21 protein-coding genes are annotated in these 20757 nt (G+C 72.4%); 15 read left to right on the top strand and 6 right to left on the bottom strand.

From position 1 onward, the window contains the following. The first annotated feature begins 3 nt into the window (after positions 1 to 3). From LRS14_RS10075 to LRS14_RS10060, 4 genes are all read left to right on the top strand, one after another. Positions 4 to 669: an SDR family oxidoreductase gene (locus LRS14_RS10075; protein WP_046114149.1), complete on the top strand. Its 666-nt coding sequence runs from the start codon at positions 4 to 6 to the stop codon at positions 667 to 669. Between the two features lie 32 nt (positions 670 to 701). Then, a complete protein-coding gene (locus LRS14_RS10070) occupies positions 702 to 1844 on the top strand; it encodes an acyl-CoA dehydrogenase family protein (protein ID WP_257799445.1) in 1143 nt (380 codons plus the stop codon). Positions 1845 to 1909: 65 nt separating this feature from the next. Beyond that, positions 1910 to 2518, top strand: coding sequence for a 2-hydroxychromene-2-carboxylate isomerase (locus LRS14_RS10065; protein ID WP_257799443.1), 609 nt, complete (start codon positions 1910 to 1912; stop codon positions 2516 to 2518). A 29-nt stretch (positions 2519 to 2547) separates the two neighbouring features. Then, complete coding sequence (locus tag LRS14_RS10060; protein WP_257799442.1) at positions 2548 to 3126, top strand: DinB family protein; 579 nt, start codon at positions 2548 to 2550, stop codon at positions 3124 to 3126. Here LRS14_RS10060 and LRS14_RS10055 read toward each other — a convergent pair. Next, positions 3093 to 3641 (bottom strand): SRPBCC family protein, encoded by a 549-nt coding sequence (locus LRS14_RS10055; protein WP_257799441.1) that lies wholly within the window; start codon positions 3639 to 3641, stop codon positions 3093 to 3095. The two genes, LRS14_RS10060 and LRS14_RS10055, sit on opposite strands and share 34 nt — an antisense overlap. Before the next feature lie 54 nt (positions 3642 to 3695). Continuing rightward, positions 3696 to 4067, bottom strand: a complete 372-nt coding sequence (locus LRS14_RS10050) for a metalloregulator ArsR/SmtB family transcription factor (RefSeq protein WP_310740818.1) — start codon at positions 4065 to 4067, stop codon at positions 3696 to 3698. A 150-nt stretch (positions 4068 to 4217) separates the two neighbouring features. Between LRS14_RS10050 and LRS14_RS10045 the strand changes: the two genes are divergently transcribed. From LRS14_RS10045 to LRS14_RS10020, 6 genes are read left to right on the top strand one after another with little or no spacing between them, the layout of a single operon-like run. After that, positions 4218 to 4655, top strand: coding sequence for a CreA family protein (locus LRS14_RS10045; RefSeq protein WP_046114240.1), 438 nt, complete (start codon positions 4218 to 4220; stop codon positions 4653 to 4655). A gap of 4 nt (positions 4656 to 4659) precedes the next feature. Further along, positions 4660 to 5094 carry a nuclear transport factor 2 family protein gene (locus tag LRS14_RS10040; protein ID WP_257799440.1) on the top strand — a complete coding sequence of 145 codons (435 nt, stop codon included), beginning with the start codon at positions 4660 to 4662 and terminating at the stop codon, positions 5092 to 5094. A gap of 13 nt (positions 5095 to 5107) precedes the next feature. After that, entirely contained in the window at positions 5108 to 5716 is a 609-nt protein-coding gene (locus LRS14_RS10035) for a DUF4126 domain-containing protein (protein WP_257799439.1), read from the top strand. Positions 5717 to 5761: 45 nt separating this feature from the next. Further along, the gene (locus LRS14_RS10030; protein ID WP_257799438.1) at positions 5762 to 6280 is read left to right on the top strand and encodes a YbaK/EbsC family protein; all 519 of its coding nucleotides are present in this window, start codon (positions 5762 to 5764) and stop codon (positions 6278 to 6280) included. Next, complete coding sequence (locus LRS14_RS10025) at positions 6277 to 6504, top strand: DUF1289 domain-containing protein (protein WP_257799437.1); 228 nt, start codon at positions 6277 to 6279, stop codon at positions 6502 to 6504. The genes LRS14_RS10030 and LRS14_RS10025 overlap by 4 nt, the downstream gene beginning before the upstream one ends. Continuing rightward, on the top strand, positions 6501 to 7142 hold the full coding sequence (locus LRS14_RS10020; RefSeq protein WP_257799436.1) for a 2-hydroxychromene-2-carboxylate isomerase: 642 nt from the start codon (positions 6501 to 6503) through the stop codon (positions 7140 to 7142). The genes LRS14_RS10025 and LRS14_RS10020 overlap by 4 nt, the downstream gene beginning before the upstream one ends. On the opposite strand, the gene LRS14_RS10015 is transcribed toward LRS14_RS10020, so the two are convergent. Beyond that, positions 7129 to 11319, bottom strand: a complete 4191-nt coding sequence (locus LRS14_RS10015; RefSeq protein ID WP_257799435.1) for a DEAD/DEAH box helicase — start codon at positions 11317 to 11319, stop codon at positions 7129 to 7131. The genes LRS14_RS10020 and LRS14_RS10015 overlap by 14 nt on opposite strands. A gap of 309 nt (positions 11320 to 11628) precedes the next feature. Between LRS14_RS10015 and LRS14_RS10010 the strand changes: the two genes are divergently transcribed. From LRS14_RS10010 to pcaG, 5 genes are all read left to right on the top strand, one after another. After that, the gene (locus tag LRS14_RS10010) at positions 11629 to 12084 is read left to right on the top strand and encodes a response regulator (RefSeq protein WP_083440684.1); all 456 of its coding nucleotides are present in this window, start codon (positions 11629 to 11631) and stop codon (positions 12082 to 12084) included. Positions 12085 to 12144: 60 nt separating this feature from the next. Continuing rightward, positions 12145 to 12924, top strand: a complete 780-nt coding sequence (locus LRS14_RS10005; protein WP_257799434.1) for an SDR family oxidoreductase — start codon at positions 12145 to 12147, stop codon at positions 12922 to 12924. Further along, positions 12921 to 13898, top strand: a complete 978-nt coding sequence (locus LRS14_RS10000; protein ID WP_257799433.1) for a LysR substrate-binding domain-containing protein — start codon at positions 12921 to 12923, stop codon at positions 13896 to 13898. The genes LRS14_RS10005 and LRS14_RS10000 overlap by 4 nt, the downstream gene beginning before the upstream one ends. A 115-nt stretch (positions 13899 to 14013) precedes the next feature. After that, on the top strand, positions 14014 to 14742 hold the full coding sequence (pcaH, locus tag LRS14_RS09995) for a protocatechuate 3,4-dioxygenase subunit beta (protein ID WP_046114159.1): 729 nt from the start codon (positions 14014 to 14016) through the stop codon (positions 14740 to 14742). A 14-nt stretch (positions 14743 to 14756) separates the two neighbouring features. After that, positions 14757 to 15398 (top strand): protocatechuate 3,4-dioxygenase subunit alpha, encoded by a 642-nt coding sequence (gene pcaG / locus LRS14_RS09990; protein WP_257799432.1) that lies wholly within the window; start codon positions 14757 to 14759, stop codon positions 15396 to 15398. Here pcaG and LRS14_RS09985 read toward each other — a convergent pair. The 3 genes from LRS14_RS09985 to LRS14_RS09975 form a co-directional block, all read right to left on the bottom strand. Then, positions 15395 to 15829 carry a PIN domain-containing protein gene (locus tag LRS14_RS09985; protein WP_257799431.1) on the bottom strand — a complete coding sequence of 145 codons (435 nt, stop codon included), beginning with the start codon at positions 15827 to 15829 and terminating at the stop codon, positions 15395 to 15397. The genes pcaG and LRS14_RS09985 overlap by 4 nt on opposite strands. Further along, positions 15826 to 16089: a hypothetical protein gene (locus tag LRS14_RS09980; protein ID WP_046114162.1), complete on the bottom strand. Its 264-nt coding sequence runs from the start codon at positions 16087 to 16089 to the stop codon at positions 15826 to 15828. The genes LRS14_RS09985 and LRS14_RS09980 overlap by 4 nt, the downstream gene beginning before the upstream one ends. Positions 16090 to 16196: 107 nt before the next feature. Continuing rightward, positions 16197 to 20744 (bottom strand): SAV_2336 N-terminal domain-related protein, encoded by a 4548-nt coding sequence (locus LRS14_RS09975; RefSeq protein ID WP_257799430.1) that lies wholly within the window; start codon positions 20742 to 20744, stop codon positions 16197 to 16199. Between the last annotated feature and the right edge of the window lie 13 nt (positions 20745 to 20757).

Below are 20757 nucleotides of genomic sequence, written 5' to 3'. Positions count from 1 at the left end.
CGCATGAAGGTGCTGGTGATCGGTGCTTCGCGCGGCCTGGGCCGCGAGCTGGTGCGGCAGTTCATCGCCGATGGCGCGCAGGTGACGGCCACCGCGCGCAGCGACGACGGCGTGGCCGCGCTCAAGGCCATGGGTGCAGAGGCCTTTGCGCTGGATGTGAACGATGCGGCCAGTGCCTCTGGCATCGCCTGGCGCTGCGACAACGCAGGCTTCGACCAGGTCTGGCTGGTGGCCGGTGTGTACGGCCCGCAGACGCAGGGCCTGCAGACGCCCACCGTCGAAGACTTCGACGCGGTGATGCATACCAACGTACTGGGCGCGATGCGCGTGCTGCCGCAGCTGGCCGATGCGCTGGCACCGGGCGCCCGGGTGGCGGTGCTGTCGTCGCGCATGGGCTCCATCGGCCTGCGCACGGCCAGCGCGGGCTGGCTGTACCGCGCCTCCAAGGCGGCGCTCAATTCGGTGCTGAAGGACGTGTCGCTGGCCTGGGCCGGCCGTGCCACCTGCGTGGCGCTGCACCCGGGCTGGGTGCAGACCGACATGGGCGGCGCACAGGCCGACCTCACGCCGGAGAAGAGCGCTGCCGACCTGCGCCGCACCGTCGGCGCGCTCACGCCGAGCGACAACGGCGGCTTCTTCAACCACGACGGCACGCCGCTGTCCTGGTAAGGCCGGACAAGGAACGAGAGGAGACGACCGCCATGCATCTGTCCGAAGACCACCGCGCGATCCAGGATGCCGTGCGCAGCTATGTGCAGGACCGCATCGCCCCGCAGGCCGCGCAGTGGGACAAGGCCCATCTCTTCCCGGCGGCCGAGCTGCGCGGCCTGGCCGAGCTGGGCTGCTATGGCGTGGCCGTGCCCACCGATTACGGCGGCGCGGGGTTGGACTACCTGTCGCTGGCGCTGATCCTGGAAGAGATTGCGGCTGGCGACGGCGGCACCTCCACCGTGGTCAGCGTCAACAACTGCCCGGTGTGTTCGATCCTGATGGCCTGGGGCACTGAGGCGCAGAAGCGGCAATGGCTTGCGCCGCTGGCCAGCGGCCAGATGCTGGGCGCCTTCTGCCTGACCGAGCCGCACGTGGGCTCGCAGGCCGATGGCCTGAAGACCACCGCGGTGCGCGATGGCGACGGCTATGTGATCAACGGCGTCAAGCAGTTCATCACCAGCGGGCAGAACGGCGACGTCGCCATCGTGATGGCGGTGACCGACAAGGCCGCAGGCAAGAAGGGCATCAGCGCCTTCATCGTGCCCACCAGGACGCCCGGCTACACCGTGGCGCGGCTGGAGGACAAGATGGGCCAGCACAGCAGCGACACCGCGCAGATCCTGTTCGAGAACTGCCGCGTGCCCGAAGCCAACCGCATCGGCGACGAAGGCCAGGGCCTGAAGATCGCGCTGTCAGGCCTGGAAGGCGGGCGCATCGGCATCGCCTCGCAAAGCGTGGGCATGGCGCGCGCGGCCTTCGAGGCGGCGCTGGCCTACAGCAAGGACCGCGTGGCCTTCGGCCAGCCGATCTTCGAGCACCAGGCGGTGCAGTTCCGCCTGGCCGACATGGCCACGCAGATCGAGGCGGCGCGCCAGCTCATCTGGCATGCGGCCAGCCTGAAGGACGCCGGCCAGCCCTGCCTGAAGGAAGCCGCGATGGCCAAGCTCTTCGCCAGCGAAATGGCCGAGCGCGTGTGCAGCGCCGCCATCCAGACCCTGGGCGGCTACGGCTACGTGAGCGACTTTCCGCTGGAGCGCATCTACCGCGACGTGCGGGTGACGCAGATCTACGAGGGAACGTCGGACGTGCAGAAGATCCTGATCGGGCGGGCGTTGGCCACCTCCGCCGGCTGAAGCGGCGGCCGGCAGGGATTCCGCCGAGGCGCCCGCCCGGCGGTGCGTGATACGGTCAATCCACCATGAACGCCGCCTCGCCCATCGCCTTCTACTTCGACTTCTCGTCGCCGTACTCGTACATCGCCTCCGAGTGGATCGAGGCGCTGGCGGCCCGGCATGGTCGCACGGTGAAGTGGCATGCCATCCTGCTGGGTGCCACCTTCCAGCACACTGGCCTCAAGCCGCCGGTGGACTACCCGCTCAAGCGCGAATACGCCCTGCGCGACTTTGCCCGCTCGGCGCGGGCCGAGGGCATTCCGTACACGCAGCCCGAGCACTTCCCCATCCCTACGCAGAACGCGGCGCGCATCTTCTACTGGCTGCAGTCGGAAGACCCGGCGCGCGCCGCGGCCTGGGCCCATGCCGGGTTGCGTGGGTACTTCACCCGCGGCGTGCGGCTGGACGATCCGGCGGCGCTGAAGTCGCTGGCCGAGGCTTCGGACATCGACCCGCAAGCCGCTGAAGCCGCCTGGGGCGACACGCAGTGGAAGCTGCGCCTGAAGCAGGCGAACGACGATGCCATCGCCGCCGGCGTGTTCGGCACGCCCTGGTTCGTGGTGGACGGCGAGCCCTTCTGGGGCAACGACCGCAAGTCGCAGATCGAGCGCTGGCTGTCCGGCAATCCGTTCTAGCCCGTTCCAGCGTTCAACGAGGTGCCCGCATGGACCTGCCCCGCCACCTGTCCATACAAGCCCACGCCAACCGGCTGGCCAACCACAGGCTGCACCAGGCCATGGGCGTGCTGGGCCGCGACGAGTTCCATGCGCCGCGCACCAGCTTCTTTCCCAGCCTGGCGGCCACGCTGAACCACCTGCTGGCCGTGGACCTGTACTACATCGGCGCGCTGTACGGCGAGCCGGGTGGCGCCCAGGCCTTCGAGCAATTCAAGCCTGCCGACACGGTGCTGGAACTGGCGGAAAGGCAGGCCGCGAGCGACCAGCGCCTGATCGACTACTGCCTGCGCCTGACGCCGGCCGGCTGCGATGCCGAGGTGGCGATGGACCGCGGCGACCATGTGCAGCGTGATGCCGCCGGCCATGTGCTGTCCCACCTCTTCATGCACCAGACGCACCACCGCGGCCAGGCGCATGCCATGTTGAGCGGCACCGCCATCAAGCCGCCGCAGCTCGACGAGTTCCTGATGCCCAGCGATGCGCACTACCGCGTGACGGACATGCAGCTGCTGGGCTGGCGCGAGGAAGACGTCTACCGCCAGGCGGCTGCCACCACCGGTTCGTAGGCCTGCTTCATCCGCTGGAACGACGACCAGAACGGCCGCGGCGTGCGGCCGGCCAGGCGGTCCACCAGCACGCCGATGTGCGTGTGCCAGCCACCCGACACGCTGAGCATCGAGCTGCGCGACGCCAGCCGGCTGTGGGTGATGGTGAGCCGAACTTGGTCGCCCTCGGCCGGCGCCAGCTCGAACACCACCTGCGATGGCGGTGCCCCGGCAGGCTCGGGCCAGCTCAGCACCAGGCGCTGCGGCGGCTGCCATTCCAGCACCGTGCCGCCGTGCTGCCCGATGTCGCCATCGCTGCACAGCTCGGCGGGCGCGGGTGCGGGCTCCACCGTGGGCGAGAGGTCTTCGTGCTTGAAGTGCAGCGTGTAGCGGCCGCCGGCGCGCGGCTCCATCGGGCCGCCGGCAAGCCACAGCGCCCGCTGGTCGGATTCGACGAGGTAGGACCACAGGCGCTCGGGCGTGCCGGGCAGCAGCCGTTCGATGCGCACGGTGGCCGGTGCGGTCACCTGGCCCATCGGCTCCGCGTCGGCATGCGGGTCCTGCAGGGGGGCGGGGGGAGGGGGAAGGGTTCATCGGGCTTTTCCTTTGGCGGGTCGGCGCGCCTTCTTGGCTGGCGCAGGGGCGGGTCTGGCGGCCGCGGCTGCAGCGGCGTCTTCTGCCTGCAGCGCGGCTTCCAGGGCATCGAGCCTGCGGGACCAGAAGGCCTGCTGCTCGTGAATCCACGCGCTGGCCTGGGCCAGCGGCGCGGGGTCGAAGGACAGGATGTGCTCGCGCCCCACCACCCTGCGGCGCACCAGTTGCGCGCGCTCCAGGATGCGGATGTGCTTGGACACCGAGTTCAGAGAGATGTCGAAGGGCGCTGCCAGCTCGGTCACCCGTGCCTCGCCCAGCGCCAACCTGCGAAGGATGGCGCGACGCGTGGCGTCGGCCAGCGCGGTCATGGTGTCATCGAGCATGTCCAAATCATTCACCTTTGTGGGTGAATATAGAGCCTGCCGCGCAGCTGTCAAGGCCGCTAAGCTGGGCACATGACATCGCCAGCCCACACCCCATGCTTCTTCGCGGCCCGTGCCGTGTTCCTCGGCCTGGCCATGGCGGCCGCGGCCGCCGTCCAGGCCGAGCCCATCGGCGAGGTGGACACGGTCTTCAAGTTCATCGGGCCCGACCACAAGATCGTGGTCGATGCCTACGACGACCCCGGCGTGGCCGGCGTCACCTGCTACGTGTCGCGCGCCAAGACGGGCGGCGTGAAGGGTGCGCTGGGCCTGGCCGAAGACAAGGCCGAAGCCTCCATCGCCTGCCGCCAGACCGGCCCCATCAGCTTCCCCAAGCCGCTGCCGATGCAGCAGGAGATGTTCAGCGAGCGCATCTCGCTGATCTTCAAGCGGCTGCGCGTGGTGCGCATGGTGGACAAGTCGCGCAACACGCTGGTGTACCTGACCTACTCCGACCGCGTGATCGAAGGCTCGCCCCAGAACAGCCTGACGGCCGTGCCGGTGGACCGCGGCACGGTGATTCCGGTGAAGTGAGGCGATGGGCGCCACGGCCGACGCTGACCAACGCTGCGCCCTCGTCCGCACGCTGTGGACCTGCGTCCAGGCGCGTGACTGGGCTGGCATGCGGGCGCTGTATGCCGACGACGCGGTGACGCACTGGCCGTGCAGCGGCGAGTGGTTCCTCAGCGCCGATGCCATCGTGAAAGCCAACGCGGTCTACCCCGAGGGCTGGACCGTCACGCTGCAGTCGGTGGATGCGCTGGCCGATGGCGGCGTGCATGCGGTGGTGCGCGTGGACCATCCGCCGGGCGTCTTCTTCGCCAATGCCCGCTATCGTTTCACCGACGATGCGCCGCCCGCCACGGGCCCGCGGATTGCCGGCGTGGTGGAGCACTGGGCCACGGCCGAGCCGCCGCCGACATGGCGCACGGCCGAAGCCCTGGGCGGCGCCTACCGCCGCGACACCGTCTGAATCCGACCTCCGCATGAACCTCGACACCACCCAGCTCGTCGCACTGGCCGCCGCCCTCGGCTGGGCCAGCGGCCTGCGGCTGTATGCGGTGGTGTTCCTCACCGGGCTGTCGGGCTGGCTGGGCTGGGTGCAGCTGCCCAGCGGGCTGCAGGTGCTGCAGAGCCCGGTGCTGCTGTCGGTCAGCGGCGCGCTGGTGGCAGTGGAGTTCCTGGCGGACAAGATCCCCTGGGTGGATTCGGCCTGGGACGTGCTCAACACCGCCATCCGCATCCCGGCCGGCGCCGCGCTGGCCTACGGCGTGTTCGGCGGCGACGAGGCCACCTGGGGCGCGGTCGCAGCGCTGCTGGGCGGCGGGCTGGCAGCCACCGCGCATGCGGCCAAGTCGGCCACGCGGGCGGCGGTCAACACCTCGCCCGAGCCGTTCAGCAACATCGGCCTGTCGTTGCTGGGCGATGCCTTCGTTCCCGGCATGCTGTGGCTGTCGGTCAACCAGCCGCTGTGGTTCTTTGCCGGGCTGGCGGTGGCGCTGGTGGCGATGGTCGCGGTCATCGTGCTGCTGTCGCGCTTTCTGCGTGGGCTGGTGCAGCGGCTGCGCGGGCATTGGCGGGCCGCGGCCGCCTGAGGGCCCGCTGCAGCGGCCGGCCCCGGTTGGTGGTGCAATCACCACATGAGCACCGCCGACAGCCCCACCTCCACCACCCCTGAAATTGCCACCGCCTCTGAAGGCTTCGCCCGCGTCACCGCGCTGCTGGCCGAGTTGGGCCATCCGCATGCGCCGCGCTGGCTGGGCGTGCCGGCCCGCACCTCGCAGGAGGCGGCCGATGCGCTGGGCATCCTGGTGGGGCAGGTGGCCAAGAGCGTGATCTTCAAGCGCAAGGCCGACGACGCGGCCGTGCTGGTGGTGGCCTCCGGCGACCGGCGGGTGGACGAGAAGAAGGTGGCCGCGCTGGTCGGGCCGATCGGCCGCGCCGATGCCGCCTTCGTGAAGTTGCGCACCGGCTTTTCCATCGGCGGGGTGTCGCCGGTGGGCCATGCCGAGAAGCTGGTGACGCTGATCGACGACCAGCTGTTCCGCTTCTCGGAGGTGTGGGCCGCCGCCGGCCATCCCAACGGCGTGTTCATGCTCAGCCCGCAGCAGCTGCAAGCGTTGACCGGCGCGCCGGTGGCCGACGTGGTGCAGGCATGACGCGAACGCCCGCTCCGGCCACGGCGGTGGCCTCGCCCTGCATCAACGTGTGCCAGATGCATGCCTCGACCGGCTGGTGCATCGGCTGCGGCCGCACGCTGGACGAGATCGCCGCCTGGAGCCGACTGGACGACGGCGGCAAGCGCGCGGTGTGGACGCTGTTGCCGCCGCGCATGGCCCGCCTGCGGCAGCTGAAGGTGCAGGAACGGAAGGCTCGGCCATGAAGCAGATCCGGTTCTGGTTCGACGTGATCTCGCCCTACGCCTGGCTGGCCTTCGACCGGCTGCCGCAGGTGCTGGAGGGCCATTCGCATGCAGTGGAGTACCGGCCCCTGCTGCTGGGCGCGGTGCTGCAGCACTGGGGCCAGCGCGGGCCGGCCGAAATCGCGCCCAAGCGCGACTGGACCTACCGGCAGATCGCCTGGCTGGCGCGCCAGCAGGGCACGCCGCTGGCCCTGCCGGCGCAGCATCCGTTCAATCCGCTGGCGCTGCAGCGGCTGGCCCTGGCCTGCTGCCCGGCGGGCGGTGCGCCCAACCGGCGCGTGGTGGAGGCGCTGTTCCGCCACGTGTGGTGCAGCGGAGGTGCCGATGCCAACGAGCCGCAGCGCCTGGCAGCGCTGGCGGCCGAGCTGCAGCCGCCGCGCGACCCGGCATCGGCCGAGGTGAAGGACGAGCTGAAGTTGTCCACGCAGGCCGCCATCGCGCGCGGCGTGTTCGGCGTGCCGGCCTTCGAGCTGGAAGGCCGCGTGTTCTGGGGCCTGGACGCGCTGCCGATGCTGGCCGCCGCACTGGCCGGCGACCCGTTCTTCGATGGGCCGTGGGACGAGGCCGCCGCGCCGCGGCCGGCCGTCACACGCGGGTGAGCGGGTTCTCGTTCAGCAAGAGCTCGCGCAGCTCGTCCGCGCCGATGGCCTTGCCCTGGTCCTGCCCTTCCAGCAGGCCGTCGGCCAGGCCACGCTTGTCGCGGTGCACGTCGACGATGCGCTCCTCGATGCTGCCGGCCGTCACCAGGCGGTAGACGGTCACCGGCCGCTGCTGGCCGATGCGGTGGGCGCGGCCCATGGCCTGGTCTTCCGCCGCGGGGTTCCACCACGGATCGACGATCAGCACGTAGTCGGCCATCGTCAGGTTCAGGCCGAAGCCCCCGGCCTTCAGGCTGATGAGGAACAGCTCGCCCTCGCCGCGCTGGAAGGCCGCCACGCGCCTGGCACGCTCGGGCCCGGGCGTGCTGCCGTCCAGGTACTGGTAGGCGATGCCGGCGTCGTCCAGCCGCGCGCCTAGCAGCTTCAGGAAGTCGGTGAACTGGCTGAACACCAGCGCCTTGTGCTGGCCGTCGACCAGCTCGCGCACCAGCGTCTCGAACTCCTGCGCCTTGCTGCCGACGATGCCCAGCTCGGGCGCCACCAGCCGCGGATCGCAGGCGGCGCGGCGCAGGCGCGTCAGCTCGGCCAGCACATGGAAGGCGGCCTCCGGGTTGCCGTCGTTGGACATAGCGCGGATGCGTTCCACCGCATTGCGCCGCAGCGCTTCCAGGAAGTTGCGCTCGGCCTCGCTGGGCTGGATGTGGTGGACGATCTCGGTGCGTGGCGGCAGGTCGGTCAGCACCTGGGCCTTGGTCCGCCGCAGCAGGAAGGGCGACACCAGCCGCCGCAGCCGTGAACGCGCCGCCGCATCGCCCTGGCGTTCGATGGGGCTGCCGAAGCGCTCGTTGAACTGCGTGGCCGTGCCCAGCAGGCCGGGGTTCAGCATGTTCATGATCGACCACAGATCGGCCAGCCGGTTTTCCACCGGCGTGCCGGTGAGCGCCAGGCGGAAGTCGGCCTTCAGCTCGGCCACCGACTTGGCGCGCTTGGTGGCCGCGTTCTTCACCGCCTGGGCCTCGTCCATCACCAGCGTGGACCAGGTGCGGCGGCCGAAGCGGTCGCCGTCCAGCTGCACCAGCGCGTACGACACGATCAGCAGGTCGCCCGGCCCGGCGTCGTCGATCAGTGCATCACGCCCGCGCTCGTTGCCGGGGTCGCCGTAGATCGCGGCGCGCAGCCCGGGCGCAAAAGTGGCCGCTTCGGCCAGCCAGTTGCCGGCCACCGAGGTGGGCGCAATCACCAGCGCCGGCCCGCGCTCGGCGCGCGACAGCAGCAGCGCCAGCGTCTGCACCGTCTTGCCCAGGCCCATGTCGTCGGCCAGGCAGGCGCCCAGGCCGGCATGGGCCAGCCGCGCCATCCAGGCGTAACCCTCGGCCTGGTAGCCGCGCAGCTCCGCGCGCAGGCCCTTGGGCGGCTCGGGCTGCAGCGAGGCGGCGGCTTCCAGCGCATCGAGCCGGGCGCGCCAGGGGTTGTCGCCTTCCACCTGCATGCCGTCGAGCGTGGCTTCCAGCCAGGCGGCGCCGGCGGCGGGCAGCGCGAACACGCCGTCGGGCCGCACGCCGCCCAGCGCGGCCAGGTCGGCCAGTTGCTGGCGCAGGCGGTCGGTGAGGGCGAGGTATTCACCTTCGCCCAGCGCCACGAAGCGGCCGGCCTTGGCCTGCTGGGCCATTTGCATCAACTGCTGCAGGCCGACCACGCGGGCATCGTCGACCTTCAGCTCGCCTTCCAGGGCGAACCACTGCCGCTCGCTGGTGACGCGCACTGCCAGCGCATGCGGTGCCACGGTGGTCACGCGCACCGGGCGGCCGCGCGGCCAGTCCAGCGCCACGATGGCGGGCAGCGTGGGCAGCATCTCCACCGCCTGCAGCGCCAGCTCGGGCGTGTCCAGCAGCCAGCCGGCCTCGCCAGCCTCGCTGCCGTCGAGGAAGGGCAGGGCCTCCAGCACGCTGCGCAGGTGGTCCAGCTCCACCTGCAGGTGGCGACGGGTGGCCAGGCTGAGGCCATCGTGCAGCGTCATCAGCCGCTCGCGGCCAACGCCGGGCGGCACCGTGGGGCCGAAGCTGCCGAAGGGCATCACCACCAGCCGCAGCTGCAGCGCATCGCCCACCGGCACCAGCTGCGCGCGCAGGCGGCTTTCGCCGGGCACCTCCTGGCCGGCGGCGGCGTCGCTGTGCAGCTGGAAATGGCCGGCCAGCACCTTCAGCGCCGATTCCAGCTCGGCCTTGGCCTTCACCGGCACTGCCCAGTCCTGCGACACCAGCTCGGCCACCCGCCGCTGCGCCGCGGTGATGCGGATCAGCCGGGCGCGGTCGGGTGCGTCGCGCACGATGCGCAGGCTGTTGCGGCGTTCCAGCTCGGCCTGTCGTTCCTCGGCATAGAACCAGCCTTCGCCCAGGTGGGGCGGCGTGGCGGGCTGCAGGGGCGGATCGATGCGGAAGACGAACTGCTCGCCGCCTTCGCCCATGCGGCGGGCCACCTCGATCAGCGGCAGCGCCTCGCTCAGCTCCTCGAACTGGCCGGGTTCGTCGGTGAAGAACACGGCGGGGTGGCGCACCAGCGCCTGGGCGGCACCGGTCACATCCAGCACCAGCTGGCGGGCCGACCAGCGCGAGCGGTCGATGTTGCGGGCCACGGCCGCGTCGCGTGCATCCAGCCGGGCGCTCGCCTTCACCTTGTTCAGGCTCACCGGCTTGGGCTTGCGGGCGCCAGGCGGGCGCTCATAGGGCTGCACCGCCTGCACCCGGCCTTCGTCATCCAGCGTCAGGCCCCACAGCAGCGTGGTGGCCGGCAGCTGTGCGCCGTCGCTCGGCGCGGCATCGCCGCCCAGCGCGGTGATGGCGGCCAGCGCGTCGCGCCAGGCCTCGCGCGGGGCGGCCAGGAAGGGCGCGGGCGGCTCGCCGGCCGGCTCGTCCGGCGGCGCGGGCGGCACCGCCAGGCCGAGGCGGGCGCAGGCCTCGCGCACCAGTGCCGCCATCCAGCGCTCCTGCTGCGATTCGAGGCCGGCCACCAGGTGGCGCGCCCGCAGGTCGGTCCAGCCGGCGGGCGAGTGGCCCAGCCAGGCGGCCAGCACCAGGTGGCTGGCCTGGCGGGTGAAGGTGTGCGGCTGCAGCGCCATCTGGCTGGGGAAGGCGAAGGCCTGCGGGTCGATAGCCTGGTCGCCCAGCCGCACCGCGGCCGCATGCGCCCACAGGCCCCAGAAGCTTTGCGCCGGCGGCGTGCGGCTGCCCGACTGGGTGACGCAGAACTTGCGCGCGGCCGTCCATTCGGCCGCGCCGGGCTGCGCCAGCAGCGCCAGCGCGAGCGGCCAGGCCATGCCATCGGGCAGCACCGGTTGCCGCTTGCCGGTGGACTTGGCCAGCCCCTTGATGGCGGCCAGGCCATCGCCCGCGGCCTGCGCCCAGTGGCCGGCATGCGCCAGGGCCAGGGCATCGAACAGCTCCACCAGCGGGCCGCCCAGGCCGTGCAGCGCGGCATGCAGGCCGGCCAGGTCGCCCGCATGCAGGCGGCGCTCGGCCATCAGGCAGCGCAGCGGCGGCGGCACCTCGTCGGGCGCGCGGCGCAGCCAGGCATCCACCGCTTCCAGCAGTGGCTGGTGGCGGCTGGCCGGGCCGATGGCGCTGAGGGCGGTGGTGGCCACCGTGGCACGCAGCCCGGGCTCCAGCCGCTCGAACAGCACCGGCAGGAAGGGCTGCGTGAGCGCGGCCACCATCACGTCGGCGCTGCCGGCATCCACCAGCGGGCCCTGCAGCAGGCGGCTGAACTCCTCCATCGTGCGGCCGCCGTACAGCGCCAGCCGCAGCAGCGCCACGCGGTCGTCCAGCGCCGGCAAATGCACCCAGGCCGGCTCGGCGGCGCCGTTGGGCTGCACATGGGCGCCGGCGGCCACCGCCCAGCCCTGCCAGTAGCGCGGGGCCTCGGGCTGCAGCATCAGTTCGGTGAAGCGGGCGGCCCAGGCTTCGTCGGTGTCCACCACCGTGCCCAGGCCTTCCACCCGACGCGCCCGGCCATGGTTCACCAGATGGTCCAGGGCCTCGGTCACGTCGGCCAGCGCAGGCGCCGTACCGCCCTCCACGCGGTGGCCCATCCAGCGCAGCATCTGCAGCAGCCAGGTTCGGCTGCGTGGCGCGCCGGCCAGGCACAGGGCGTCGTACACGGCCTGCGCGGTGCGGTCGGTCAAGGGGCGGGCGGTGGAAAGCATGCGAACGGCAGGAGGTCGAGGCGCGGCCGGGCCGCTGCGGGAGGGGCGGAGTTTGTCAGCCTTCCGCCGGCCGCAACTCCGCCGCGGGGCGGATGCGCGGGGCGGCGCGGATACAGGATGTTTCAGTCGCCCGGGAATGCCCCCGCGCGGGCAGGCAGGCCGGGGTGTGAATATTCTCTGGCTGACATGTTGCTGACGCGCGCGCCATTGACTCTGGGGGCTGCGGCGGCGCAGTATTCCTGGTATGGGGCTGGAGCCGGCCCAACCTGGTTTTTTCAAGGAGGCCCGATGGCTGCAACCGAGCTCCCTGCCGACCTGACGCACACGGCACCCATGCTGCGGGGCAAGGTGCTCTACATCGAGGACGCCGAGACCAGCATGGCCGTGGTCGAGGGCATGATGCAGCACTTCCCCGGCGTGCAACTGCTGCAGGCCACCACCGGCCGCCAGGGCGTGGAGATGGTGCGCAGCGAGCATCCCGACCTGGTGCTGCTGGACATGCACCTGCCCGACATCCCGGGCCTGGAGGTGGTGCGCATCCTCAACCAGGACATCGCCGACCGCGGCCTGCGCGTGACCATCCTCACCGGCGACAAGCTGTCGATGGACATCATCAAGGCGATGAGCCTGGGGGCCTTCGAGTACTGGATCAAGCCGGTGGAGCTGCGGGTGCTGGCCTCGGGCCTGCGGCGCGCGCTGGGCGGCCGGCTGGCCCACCCGGCGCGGCACTTCCCGGTGCGCTGAAGGCGCGGGCCGCCGTCCCTGGCAGACTGGCGGGCCCCGCTCCGCCACAAGGATGTACCCATGCCCGAGACAGCTCCCCACAACCGCATCGCCATCGTCACCGGCGCCGGCAGCGGCATCGGCCGGGCCGCAGCCCATGCGCTGCTGGACGCCGGCTGGCGCGTGGCCTTCGCCGGCCGCCGGCAGGAGACGCTGCAGGCCGCCATCGACGCCGCGCCCGACGCATTCGGCGACATCGCCGAGCGCGCGCTGGCCGTGCCCACCGACGTGGCCGATGCCGACTCGGTGAAGGCGCTGTTCGATGCGGTGGTGGCGCGCTTCGGCCGCGTGGACCTGCTGTTCAACAACGCCGGCATCTCCGCCTCCGGCTACACGCTGGACGAACTGCCCATCGAGCGCTGGAAGCAGGTGGTGGACACCAACCTCAACGGCGTGTTCTACGGCATCCAGCAGGCCTTCAAGGTGATGAAGTCGCAAAGCCCGAAGGGCGGCCGCATCATCAACAACGGCTCCATCTCGGCCTATGCGCCGCGGCCCCAGTCCATCGCCTACACCGCCACCAAGCATGCCGTCACCGGCCTGACCAAGACCGCCGCGCTGGACGGCCGGGTGCACGACATCGCCGTGGGTCAGATCGACATCGGCAATGCCGCCACCGACATGACCGAGCGCATGGCCGCCGGCGTGCCGCAGGCCGACGGCAGCCTGAAGGTGGAAGCCCGCATGGACGTGAAGCACGTGGCCGACGCGGTGGTGCACATGGCCAGCCTGCCGCTGGATGCCAACGTGCTGTTCATGACGGTGATGGCCACCAAGATGCCGTTCGTGGGACGGGGTTGAACCCGACGCTGCCCGCCAGCGCGCTGGCGCGCATGCGCCTGCGCCACCTGCAATGCCTGCTGGCGGTGGCCGACACCGGCAGCCTGCGGCGCGCGGCGGAGCGGCTGTCCATCACCCAGCCGGCGGTCACCAAGACCATCCACGAGCTGGAAGAGATCCTGGGCGTGCGGCTGCTCACCCGCGGCCGGCGCGGCGCGGTGCCCACGCCCGAGGCCGCCGTCTTCCTGCGCCATGCGCAGGCCAGCATGAGCGCGCTGGGCGAGGCGGTGCACAGCGTCACCGCCGGCGCGGCGCAGCGCCCGCTGCGGGTGGGCGTGCTGCCCACGCTGGCGCCCTCGGTCATGGCGCGGGTGGCACTGGCCTGGCGGCAGGGCGCCGCGGCCAGCGGCGGCGAGGCGGCGCGGCTGAGCGTCGTCACCGGCCTGAACACCGCGCTGCTGCAGGCGCTGCGCGCCAAGGAGCTGGACCTGGTGATCGGCCGCCTGGCCGAGCCCGACGACATGCTGGGCCTGAGCTTCGAGCTGCTGTATGCCGAGCCGCTGGTGCTGGCCGCCCGGCCCGGTCATCCGCTGCTGGCGGCGGGCCGCCTGCCCTCGGCCGCCGACGTGGCCGCCTGGCCGCTGGTGCTGCCGATGCCCGGCACCGTGATCCGCCACGGCGTGGACAGCTTTTTCAGCGCCCGCGGCGTGCTGCCGTCGGCCGGCCTCACCGAGACCGTCTCGGCCTCGCTCGGCCGGGCGATGGCGCTGGGCAGCGATGCCCTGTGGTTCACCCCCTTGAGCGCCGCCGAGCCCGACCTGGCCGCCGGCATGCTGCAACGCCTGGCGGTGGACACCGGCGGCACCGAGGAGCCGGTGGGTCTGCTGCTGCCCACGCAGCAGGCGCCCTGGCCCGCGCTGCAGGCGATGGTGGAAGCGGTGCGGGCGGAGGCGGCGCGCCGCCGTGCGATGGCCACCGCTGCGACGGATGACTGATAACGGCTGGTGATCACTGGCCGGCGCGCTTTTCAATTGCGCGGTGGCAGGCGCCTTCCTAAAGTGCCGCATCCACCAGCCGGTGCAAACCGGCATTCCACGACAGGAGACGCCCATGGCCCACCAAGGCCCCCACTACGGCCCCTTCGCGATGCGCGACAGCGCCCAGCATGCGCCGGCGCTCACGCCCACCTACAAGACCAGCGTGCTGCGCTCGCCGAAGAACGCGCTGATCTCCATTCCCAACACGCTCACCGAGATGAGCGGTCCGCTGTTCCAGGCCAGCGAGCTGGGCCCGAAGGACGACGACCTGATCCTTAATTTCGCCAAGGACGGCCTGCCGGTGGGCGAACGCATCATCGTGCACGGCTATGTGAAGGACGAATTCGGCCGCCCGGTGCCCAATGCGCTGGTGGAGGTGTGGCAGGCCAACGCCAGCGGCCGCTACCGGCACCGCAAGGACACCTACATCGGCGCGCTGGACCCCAACTTCGGCGGCTGCGGCCGGGTGCTGACCGACGAGCACGGCTACTACCGCTACCGCACCATCCGCCCCGGCCCCTACCCCTGGCGCAACCGCATCAATGAATGGCGGCCGGCGCACATCCACTACGCCATCCACGGCGATGGCTGGGCGCAGCGGCTCATCACGCAGATGTACTTCGAGGGCGACACGCTGATCGCCGGCTGCCCCATCCTGGCCACCGTGCCCAGCGACGAGCAGCGCCGCGGCCTGATCGCGCTGGAGGACCGCGCCAACTTCATCGAGCTGGACAGCCGCGCCTACCGCTTCGACATCTACCTGCGCGGCCGGCGCATGACGTGGTTCGAGAACAAGGCCTGAGGCAGGAGACGACGATGCAAGCGCAACCGCAACAACAGCTCACCCACTACAAGGAAACCGCCTCGCAGACCGGCGGGCCTTACGTGCACATCGGCCTGGCGCCGCAGCAGGCGGGTTTCGAGATCTTCCAGAACAACTTCGGCCATGTGCTGACCCGGCCCGACACCCCGGGCGAGCGCATCCGCATCGAAGGCACCGTCTACGACGGCCTGGGCCTGCCGATGCGCGACGTGCTGCTGGAGATCTGGCAGGCCGACGGCGAAGGCCACTACGCCCATCCGGCGGACCCGAAGCCTTCGAGCTTCCGCGGCTGGGGCCGCACCGGTGCGGACTTCGACACCGGTCTGTACACCTTTGAGACCATCAAGCCCGGCGCGGTGCCTGCCGCCGACGGCCGCCCGCAGGCGCCGCACATTGCGGTGTGGGTGGTGGCGCGCGGCATCAACATGGGCCTGCACACCCGCATTTACTTCAGCGACGAGCAGGCGGCCAACGAGCGCGACCCGGTGCTCACCGGCATCGAATGGGTCAGCCGCCGCAAGACGCTGATCGCCCAGCGCGAGCAGCGCGGCGCAGAGACGGTCTACCGCTTCGACATCCGCATCCAGGGGCAGGGCGGGGCGGAGGATCTGGAGACGGTGTTCTTCGACATCTAGGCGCCCGGCGGCTCATGCGCCGCCTGCTCGAACGGATTGACCACCTGCAGCTCGCCGAAGCGCATGCCGGGCTGCAGGTCTTCGGTCAGCAGCGTGGTGCAGCGGGCGTCCAGCGCGGCCTGCACGATGAGTGCGTCCCACGGGCTGAGCTGGTGGCGCTGCGCCAGCGCAAAGGCGCGCAGCACGCCGTCGGCATCCGCCGGCACCACCCGCTCGCGGCGAAACACCTCCAGCGCCTCGGCCACCGCATCGGCCGGCAGGCGCTTCTTGCGGGTGAGCACGGCGTAGGTCTCCTGCAGCACCTGCGTGCTGATGACCAGCGTGCGTGCGGTGATGTGCCGCTCCAGCAGCGCATCTGCCACCGCATGGCGCATGCCCTGGGTGGCGTCCAGCGCATACACCAGCACATTGCTGTCGAAAAAGTGGCTCACCGGCCGGCCTTGCCGCGCGACAGGGCTTCTTCGTAGAGGGCCTCACGCCCCGGCCAGGCAGGGCCGGGTTCGAACCCGTTGGCACGTGCCGCCAGGCCGCGCAGCTTGGCCAGCCGGCTGGCCGGCGTGTCGGCCACTTCCAGCGCGTAACGCTCGATGGCGCGGCGGCACACCTCGTTCACGCTGGTGCCGTCCTGCACGGCCTTGATCCGCGCCTGGCGCAACAGGTCGTCGTCCACAGCGATGGTCAGGTTGGCCATGGTGGTTCTCCTTTCGTACACGGGATCAGTGTAACGCAGGACCTGTGTTCAAGCTGCACGCTTGATGGCGGGCCGCTGCAGGAATTCGCGCTGCAGCCAGCCGAGGATCACCTCGAAGTCGTCGGTGGTGCCAACCGCGCCGCGGCGAACGGCTTCCTCCTGGTGCTCAGGGGCGGCGCGCGCGAGAAGATCAGGAACGGCTGGCTGTGGCCGCGGTGGCGCATCTCATCCAGCAGCGTGTAGCCGGCCTGCTCGTCGGGCGGGCGGCCCATGTCGGAGATCACGGCCTGCACCGGCAGGCCGGATTCGAGCAGCGCCAGCGCGCTGTCGGTGTCCAGCGCGGTGCGCACGCGGAAGCCGCGCCGTCGCAGCTCCTGCACCGCGCTGCTGTTGTTGGCGGGCCGGTCGTCCACCCACAGCAGCAGCAGGCCGGGCACGGCCCAGTCTTCCGGCGGTGGCAGACCGCGCTGCCAGGCCAGGCGGCTGGCGACGATGGCGCCCAGCAGGCGGACGGTGGGCGCCACGTCCGCGGGGTGGAGCGCCCAGGTGGCGGTGGCCCCGCTGCCGGCATCGGGCATCAGCTGCAGGTCGAGCGGTGCCGCCAGGCCCGCGGCCACCGCCAGCTCGGCGACGGGCACCGGCACCTCGACACGCAGCGGCGGCGTTGGTGGCGCGCCGTCCAGCAGCGAGTCGCAGGCCTGGGCGAGCGAGCCGGTGAAGCGGGCCGCGAAGTCGTCCAGCCGGCGGCAGCCTGAGAACACGGAATGGCCGTGTTCGGCATGCAACCAGGTGGTGCGGGCGACCGACGGCGCCAGCAGTTCCACCACGTCGTCGGCGCGCAGCGCCGGCAGGCTGCCGTGCAGGCTCTGAAGCATCGGCAGGCGCCGGCGCAGGGCGTCGCCGAAGGTGCGGATGACCGGCTCGCGCAGCGGCGCCAGCGAGGCCAGCCAGCCAGCCGCAGGAAAGCCCAGCGCCTCGTCCAGCGCCGCACGGTCGGCCTCCGACAGGTCGTCCAGCACCGCCTCCAGCAGCAGCAGCCATTGCTGCATCAGGCTGATGGCGCCGCGGCTGTCGGCCGCGTCGGGCACCTCGCCGGGCAGCAGCGCCTGCAGCGCTGCATCGATTTGCTCGACCGAGCCGCGCCAGCGCGCGCCTGCTGCCTCGGTGTCGGGTTGCGCCAGCGGATCCGCCCCGCCTTCAAGCGCCTCGCGCACCGGCCCGCCGATGACCTCGCGGCTCAGCGCGACCAGCACCTCCAGCGTCGCGCGGCCGGGCATGCCGCTGCGCAGGCCGAGGCGGTGGGCATAACGCTCGGACACTGGCTGCGTGCCGGGGGCCATCGCGCCGGCGTGGAAGGCCTGGGCCAGCGCATGCAGCACGGTGCAGGCGGCGGCCACCACCTCGTCGGGCTCGGGCAGGGTGTCCTCCGGCGGCCGGTCGAGGTCGGAGCTGGACGGGGCCGCCGGTGGCATGCGGTGGGCGGCCGCCGCCGGCGACTCCTGCAGCGCCGCGCTGTCGATGCGCAGCAGGCGCAGCACCGGCCCGTCCGCCACCGCCAGGGCCTCGTAGCCGGCATCGAGCACCACCGGCGCAAAGGCGGCACGCGCCGGGCCTGCGCCGCCGCCGGGCGGCTGCACCTCGACCAGCCGCGGGCGATGGCCGGCGTCCAGGCCGTGCGCGAGCTGCAGGCCACCGGAATGCAGCGCGCAGGCCAGCAGGCGGTCGTCGTGCGACCAGCTGATGTCGGTGACCTCGTCCGGCGTCGTCCACTGGGCGACAGGCTCCTGCAGGCCTTGCACCCGCAGCCCGCCGTCGCCCATCGCCACGGCCAGCAGCGGGCTGCGCTGCGCCCACGCAGGGCCACGCGCCACGCCATGCAGGTCCTTCATCTCCATGCTTGGCTTTTCCGTGGCCCAGAGGAAGCGCACCGTGCCGTTGGCCAGCCGCATCGCCAGGTGCGCGCCGTCCCAGGCCCAGGCCAGCGCGGTGATGGGCGCTTCCACGGCATCGGCGGACAGCTGCATCGATGCATAACCCGGCAGCGCAACCTGCAGGTCCTGCCGCCAGGCCAGCGCCACCTGGCCGCCGTCGGGCTCCACGGCCATCACCGGCGTGCGCTGGCGCTCCACCAGCAATTCATGGCGGGCGACGACCCGCGTGCCGTCGGGCGCCTGGGCCCAGTGCGCCGGCCAGGCTTCATGCACCTGCAGGTCGGCCTCCCGCACGACGGCGCGGCGGCCGGCGTCCATCACCAGCAGCCGACCGTCCGGAAGCCAGGCCAGGTCGGTGGCCTGGGCATCGAAGCCGATGTCCTCCAGCGCGTCGGCGCCCAGCAGGGCCAGCGACGCCAGCACGGCCGTGGCCGCTTCGTCGATGTCCGCCTGCATGCGTTCGGCCAGCGGCAGGGCCGATGTCAGCGACTGCACAGTCCAGTCGGCTGCCTGCAGCGTGTCATGCACCTCGGCGTCGGCGATGGCGGCCAGCAGGCGGTGGTGCTCGGCGGGCGGCAGGCCTTGCTCGAACTGCGTCTTCAGCCGCTGCAGCCACGCGCCTTCGCCAGGCGCTGCGGTGCCGACGGCGCACACCACCTGCCTGCGTTCCTGCACCAGCGACACCAGCTGTCGCAGCCTGGGCGGGCCGCGGCGCTTGGCGGGCGCTTCCGCCTGCAGGTCCAGCGTGTGGAAGCGCAGGTCCAGGGTGGAGCGGAACCACTGCGTCCAGCGCTGGCGCAGCGCGCTCACCCAGGCCTCAAAGGCGGCATCGCCGATGCCGGGGCCGCGCACCACCATCATCTGCACCCGGCCGCGCATGGCCAGCGGCTCCTGCACCAGCCTGCGTCGGCCGGAGGGCTGCACCACGGCCTTGAACACCACCACGCCGCGGGCATGCCGCACCGCCAGCCGCCGGCCGTCGGGCGACCAGGCGATCTGCAAGGCCGGCTTGCCCAGCGCCACCTCGGCCTGCACCGTGACGCCCGGCGCCCAGGCGCGTTCGCGCAGGCGCAGCGGCGGCGGCTCGGCGGCTGACGGCGGCGGGGCGAACAGGGCCTGCAGCTGCCGGTTCACTTCCGCGAACGGCCGCGCCCAGGCGGGCAGGCGCAGCGCGCCTTCCGGGTCCAGCAGCAGCGCCGTGAAATCGACCGGGCTGCCCTGGCGCTCGGCGATGTAGCTGGAGACGGCGCGGCGCACCGCGTCGGCCTCGTGCTTGAGCAGCGAGGCCTGCAGCGCCTGCCGGACGCCGGGCGCGAAGTCGAAGGTCACGTCGTTGTCGTCGTCCTTGTGGCCGGACGGTGCTGCCGTGCCCGCGGGGCGCGGCTGGCGCTCCAGCAGGCCGCCCAGCAGCAGCAGCGGCAGGTCTTCCGCCGGCGCGCCGGGCTGCATCACCCGGTGCACCAGCCGCACCACCGGCAGCGTGAGCGGCGCCGCGGCCGACAGCTGCACCGCGGCCTGCAGCAGCCGCGCGCTGGCCATGCCACGGAAGCGGGCGATGCGCTGCGCCGGCGTGAGGTCGTCGAGCGCCTCGTCGGGTTCGTCGGCCGGTGCTTCGTCGTCGGCCGGCGGCGCCAGCCACAGCAGGCCGGCCGGGCTGCGCGCACCGGGCTTGGCCATCAACATGGCGGCCAGCCGGCCCAGCGCAGCGGGCGTGAGGGCGGCCACGGGCATCGGCAGCACCGGCTCATGGCGGCCCAGCCAGCGCGGGCGCTGCACCCGCAGCTCGGCCAGCGGCGCGCCGGGCCGGGGCGACTGCACGCCCAGGTCCGCACTGCCGAGCGCGGTGTGCGGCCACAGCCGCTCGGGCATCCACTGCAACACGGCCAGCGCGGTGCGGCGGCCCAGCTCGGTGGCCAAGGCGGCCATGCGGCCGTCCGACCAGGCCGAAGGCGTGCCGTCGGTGGCGATCAGCACCAGCGAGGCATCGTCCTCCAGCAGCATGCGCGGCGGATGCAGCGCGCCGCTGCGGCTGCGCAGGTGCAGCCGGCCGTCCACGCTCGCCAGCGCCAGCCGCCGGAAGCTGCGGAAGCCGCCCTGCCGCGCCAGCAACGCCTCCAGCTCGTCCGCCAGGCCGCGCCACAGCGGCAGCGCAGGGCTGTCCTCCACCAGCAGCGTGGCGGCGAGGAAGCGCTCGCGCTCGCCCACCAGCATCGGCATCAGCAAACCGGTGTCGGCGAAGTGCTCCGCGGTGGCGGCTTCGTCCAGCACGAAGCGGGTGCGCGATGGGCGCCGCTTGCCCAACGGCCGCAGCGCCCGCGCGAGCGCCGGGCCGTCGCGCAGCGCCGGCACGCCGGCCACGCGCAGGGCGCGGGCCCGCACATCGTCCTCGGCCGGCCCCGGGCCGGCATGGGCATACAGGCCCTGTGCCGCGGGCGGCAGGTCGGCCGCGGCGCGCTGCAGCGCGACTTCCACCTCGGGCGCGCCGTTGCGCCCTGGCTCCGGCGGCGGGCCGGTGCGCGGGGACTGCGCCAGCGCGGGCGCGGCCAGGGTGGTGTCGGGCCGGTCCGCGGGCTGCGGCGCTTCGGCCGGCGCCGGCGCGGGCAGGTGGCAGGCCAGCCACAGCGCATCCAGCAGCTGCTCGAGGTCCTCCGCCAGCCCGGCCGCGGTCAGCCGGGCCAGCGCCTCGGGCAGCGGCCCGGCGGAGGGCGTGGTGGGGCGGACCATGCGAAGCGGCGAG

The organism is Aquincola sp. J276, assembly GCF_024700035.1.
Taxonomy (GTDB): Bacteria; Pseudomonadota; Gammaproteobacteria; order Burkholderiales; family Burkholderiaceae_C; genus Aquincola; species Aquincola tertiaricarbonis.
This window is presented reverse-complemented; position numbering and strand designations above follow the sequence as displayed.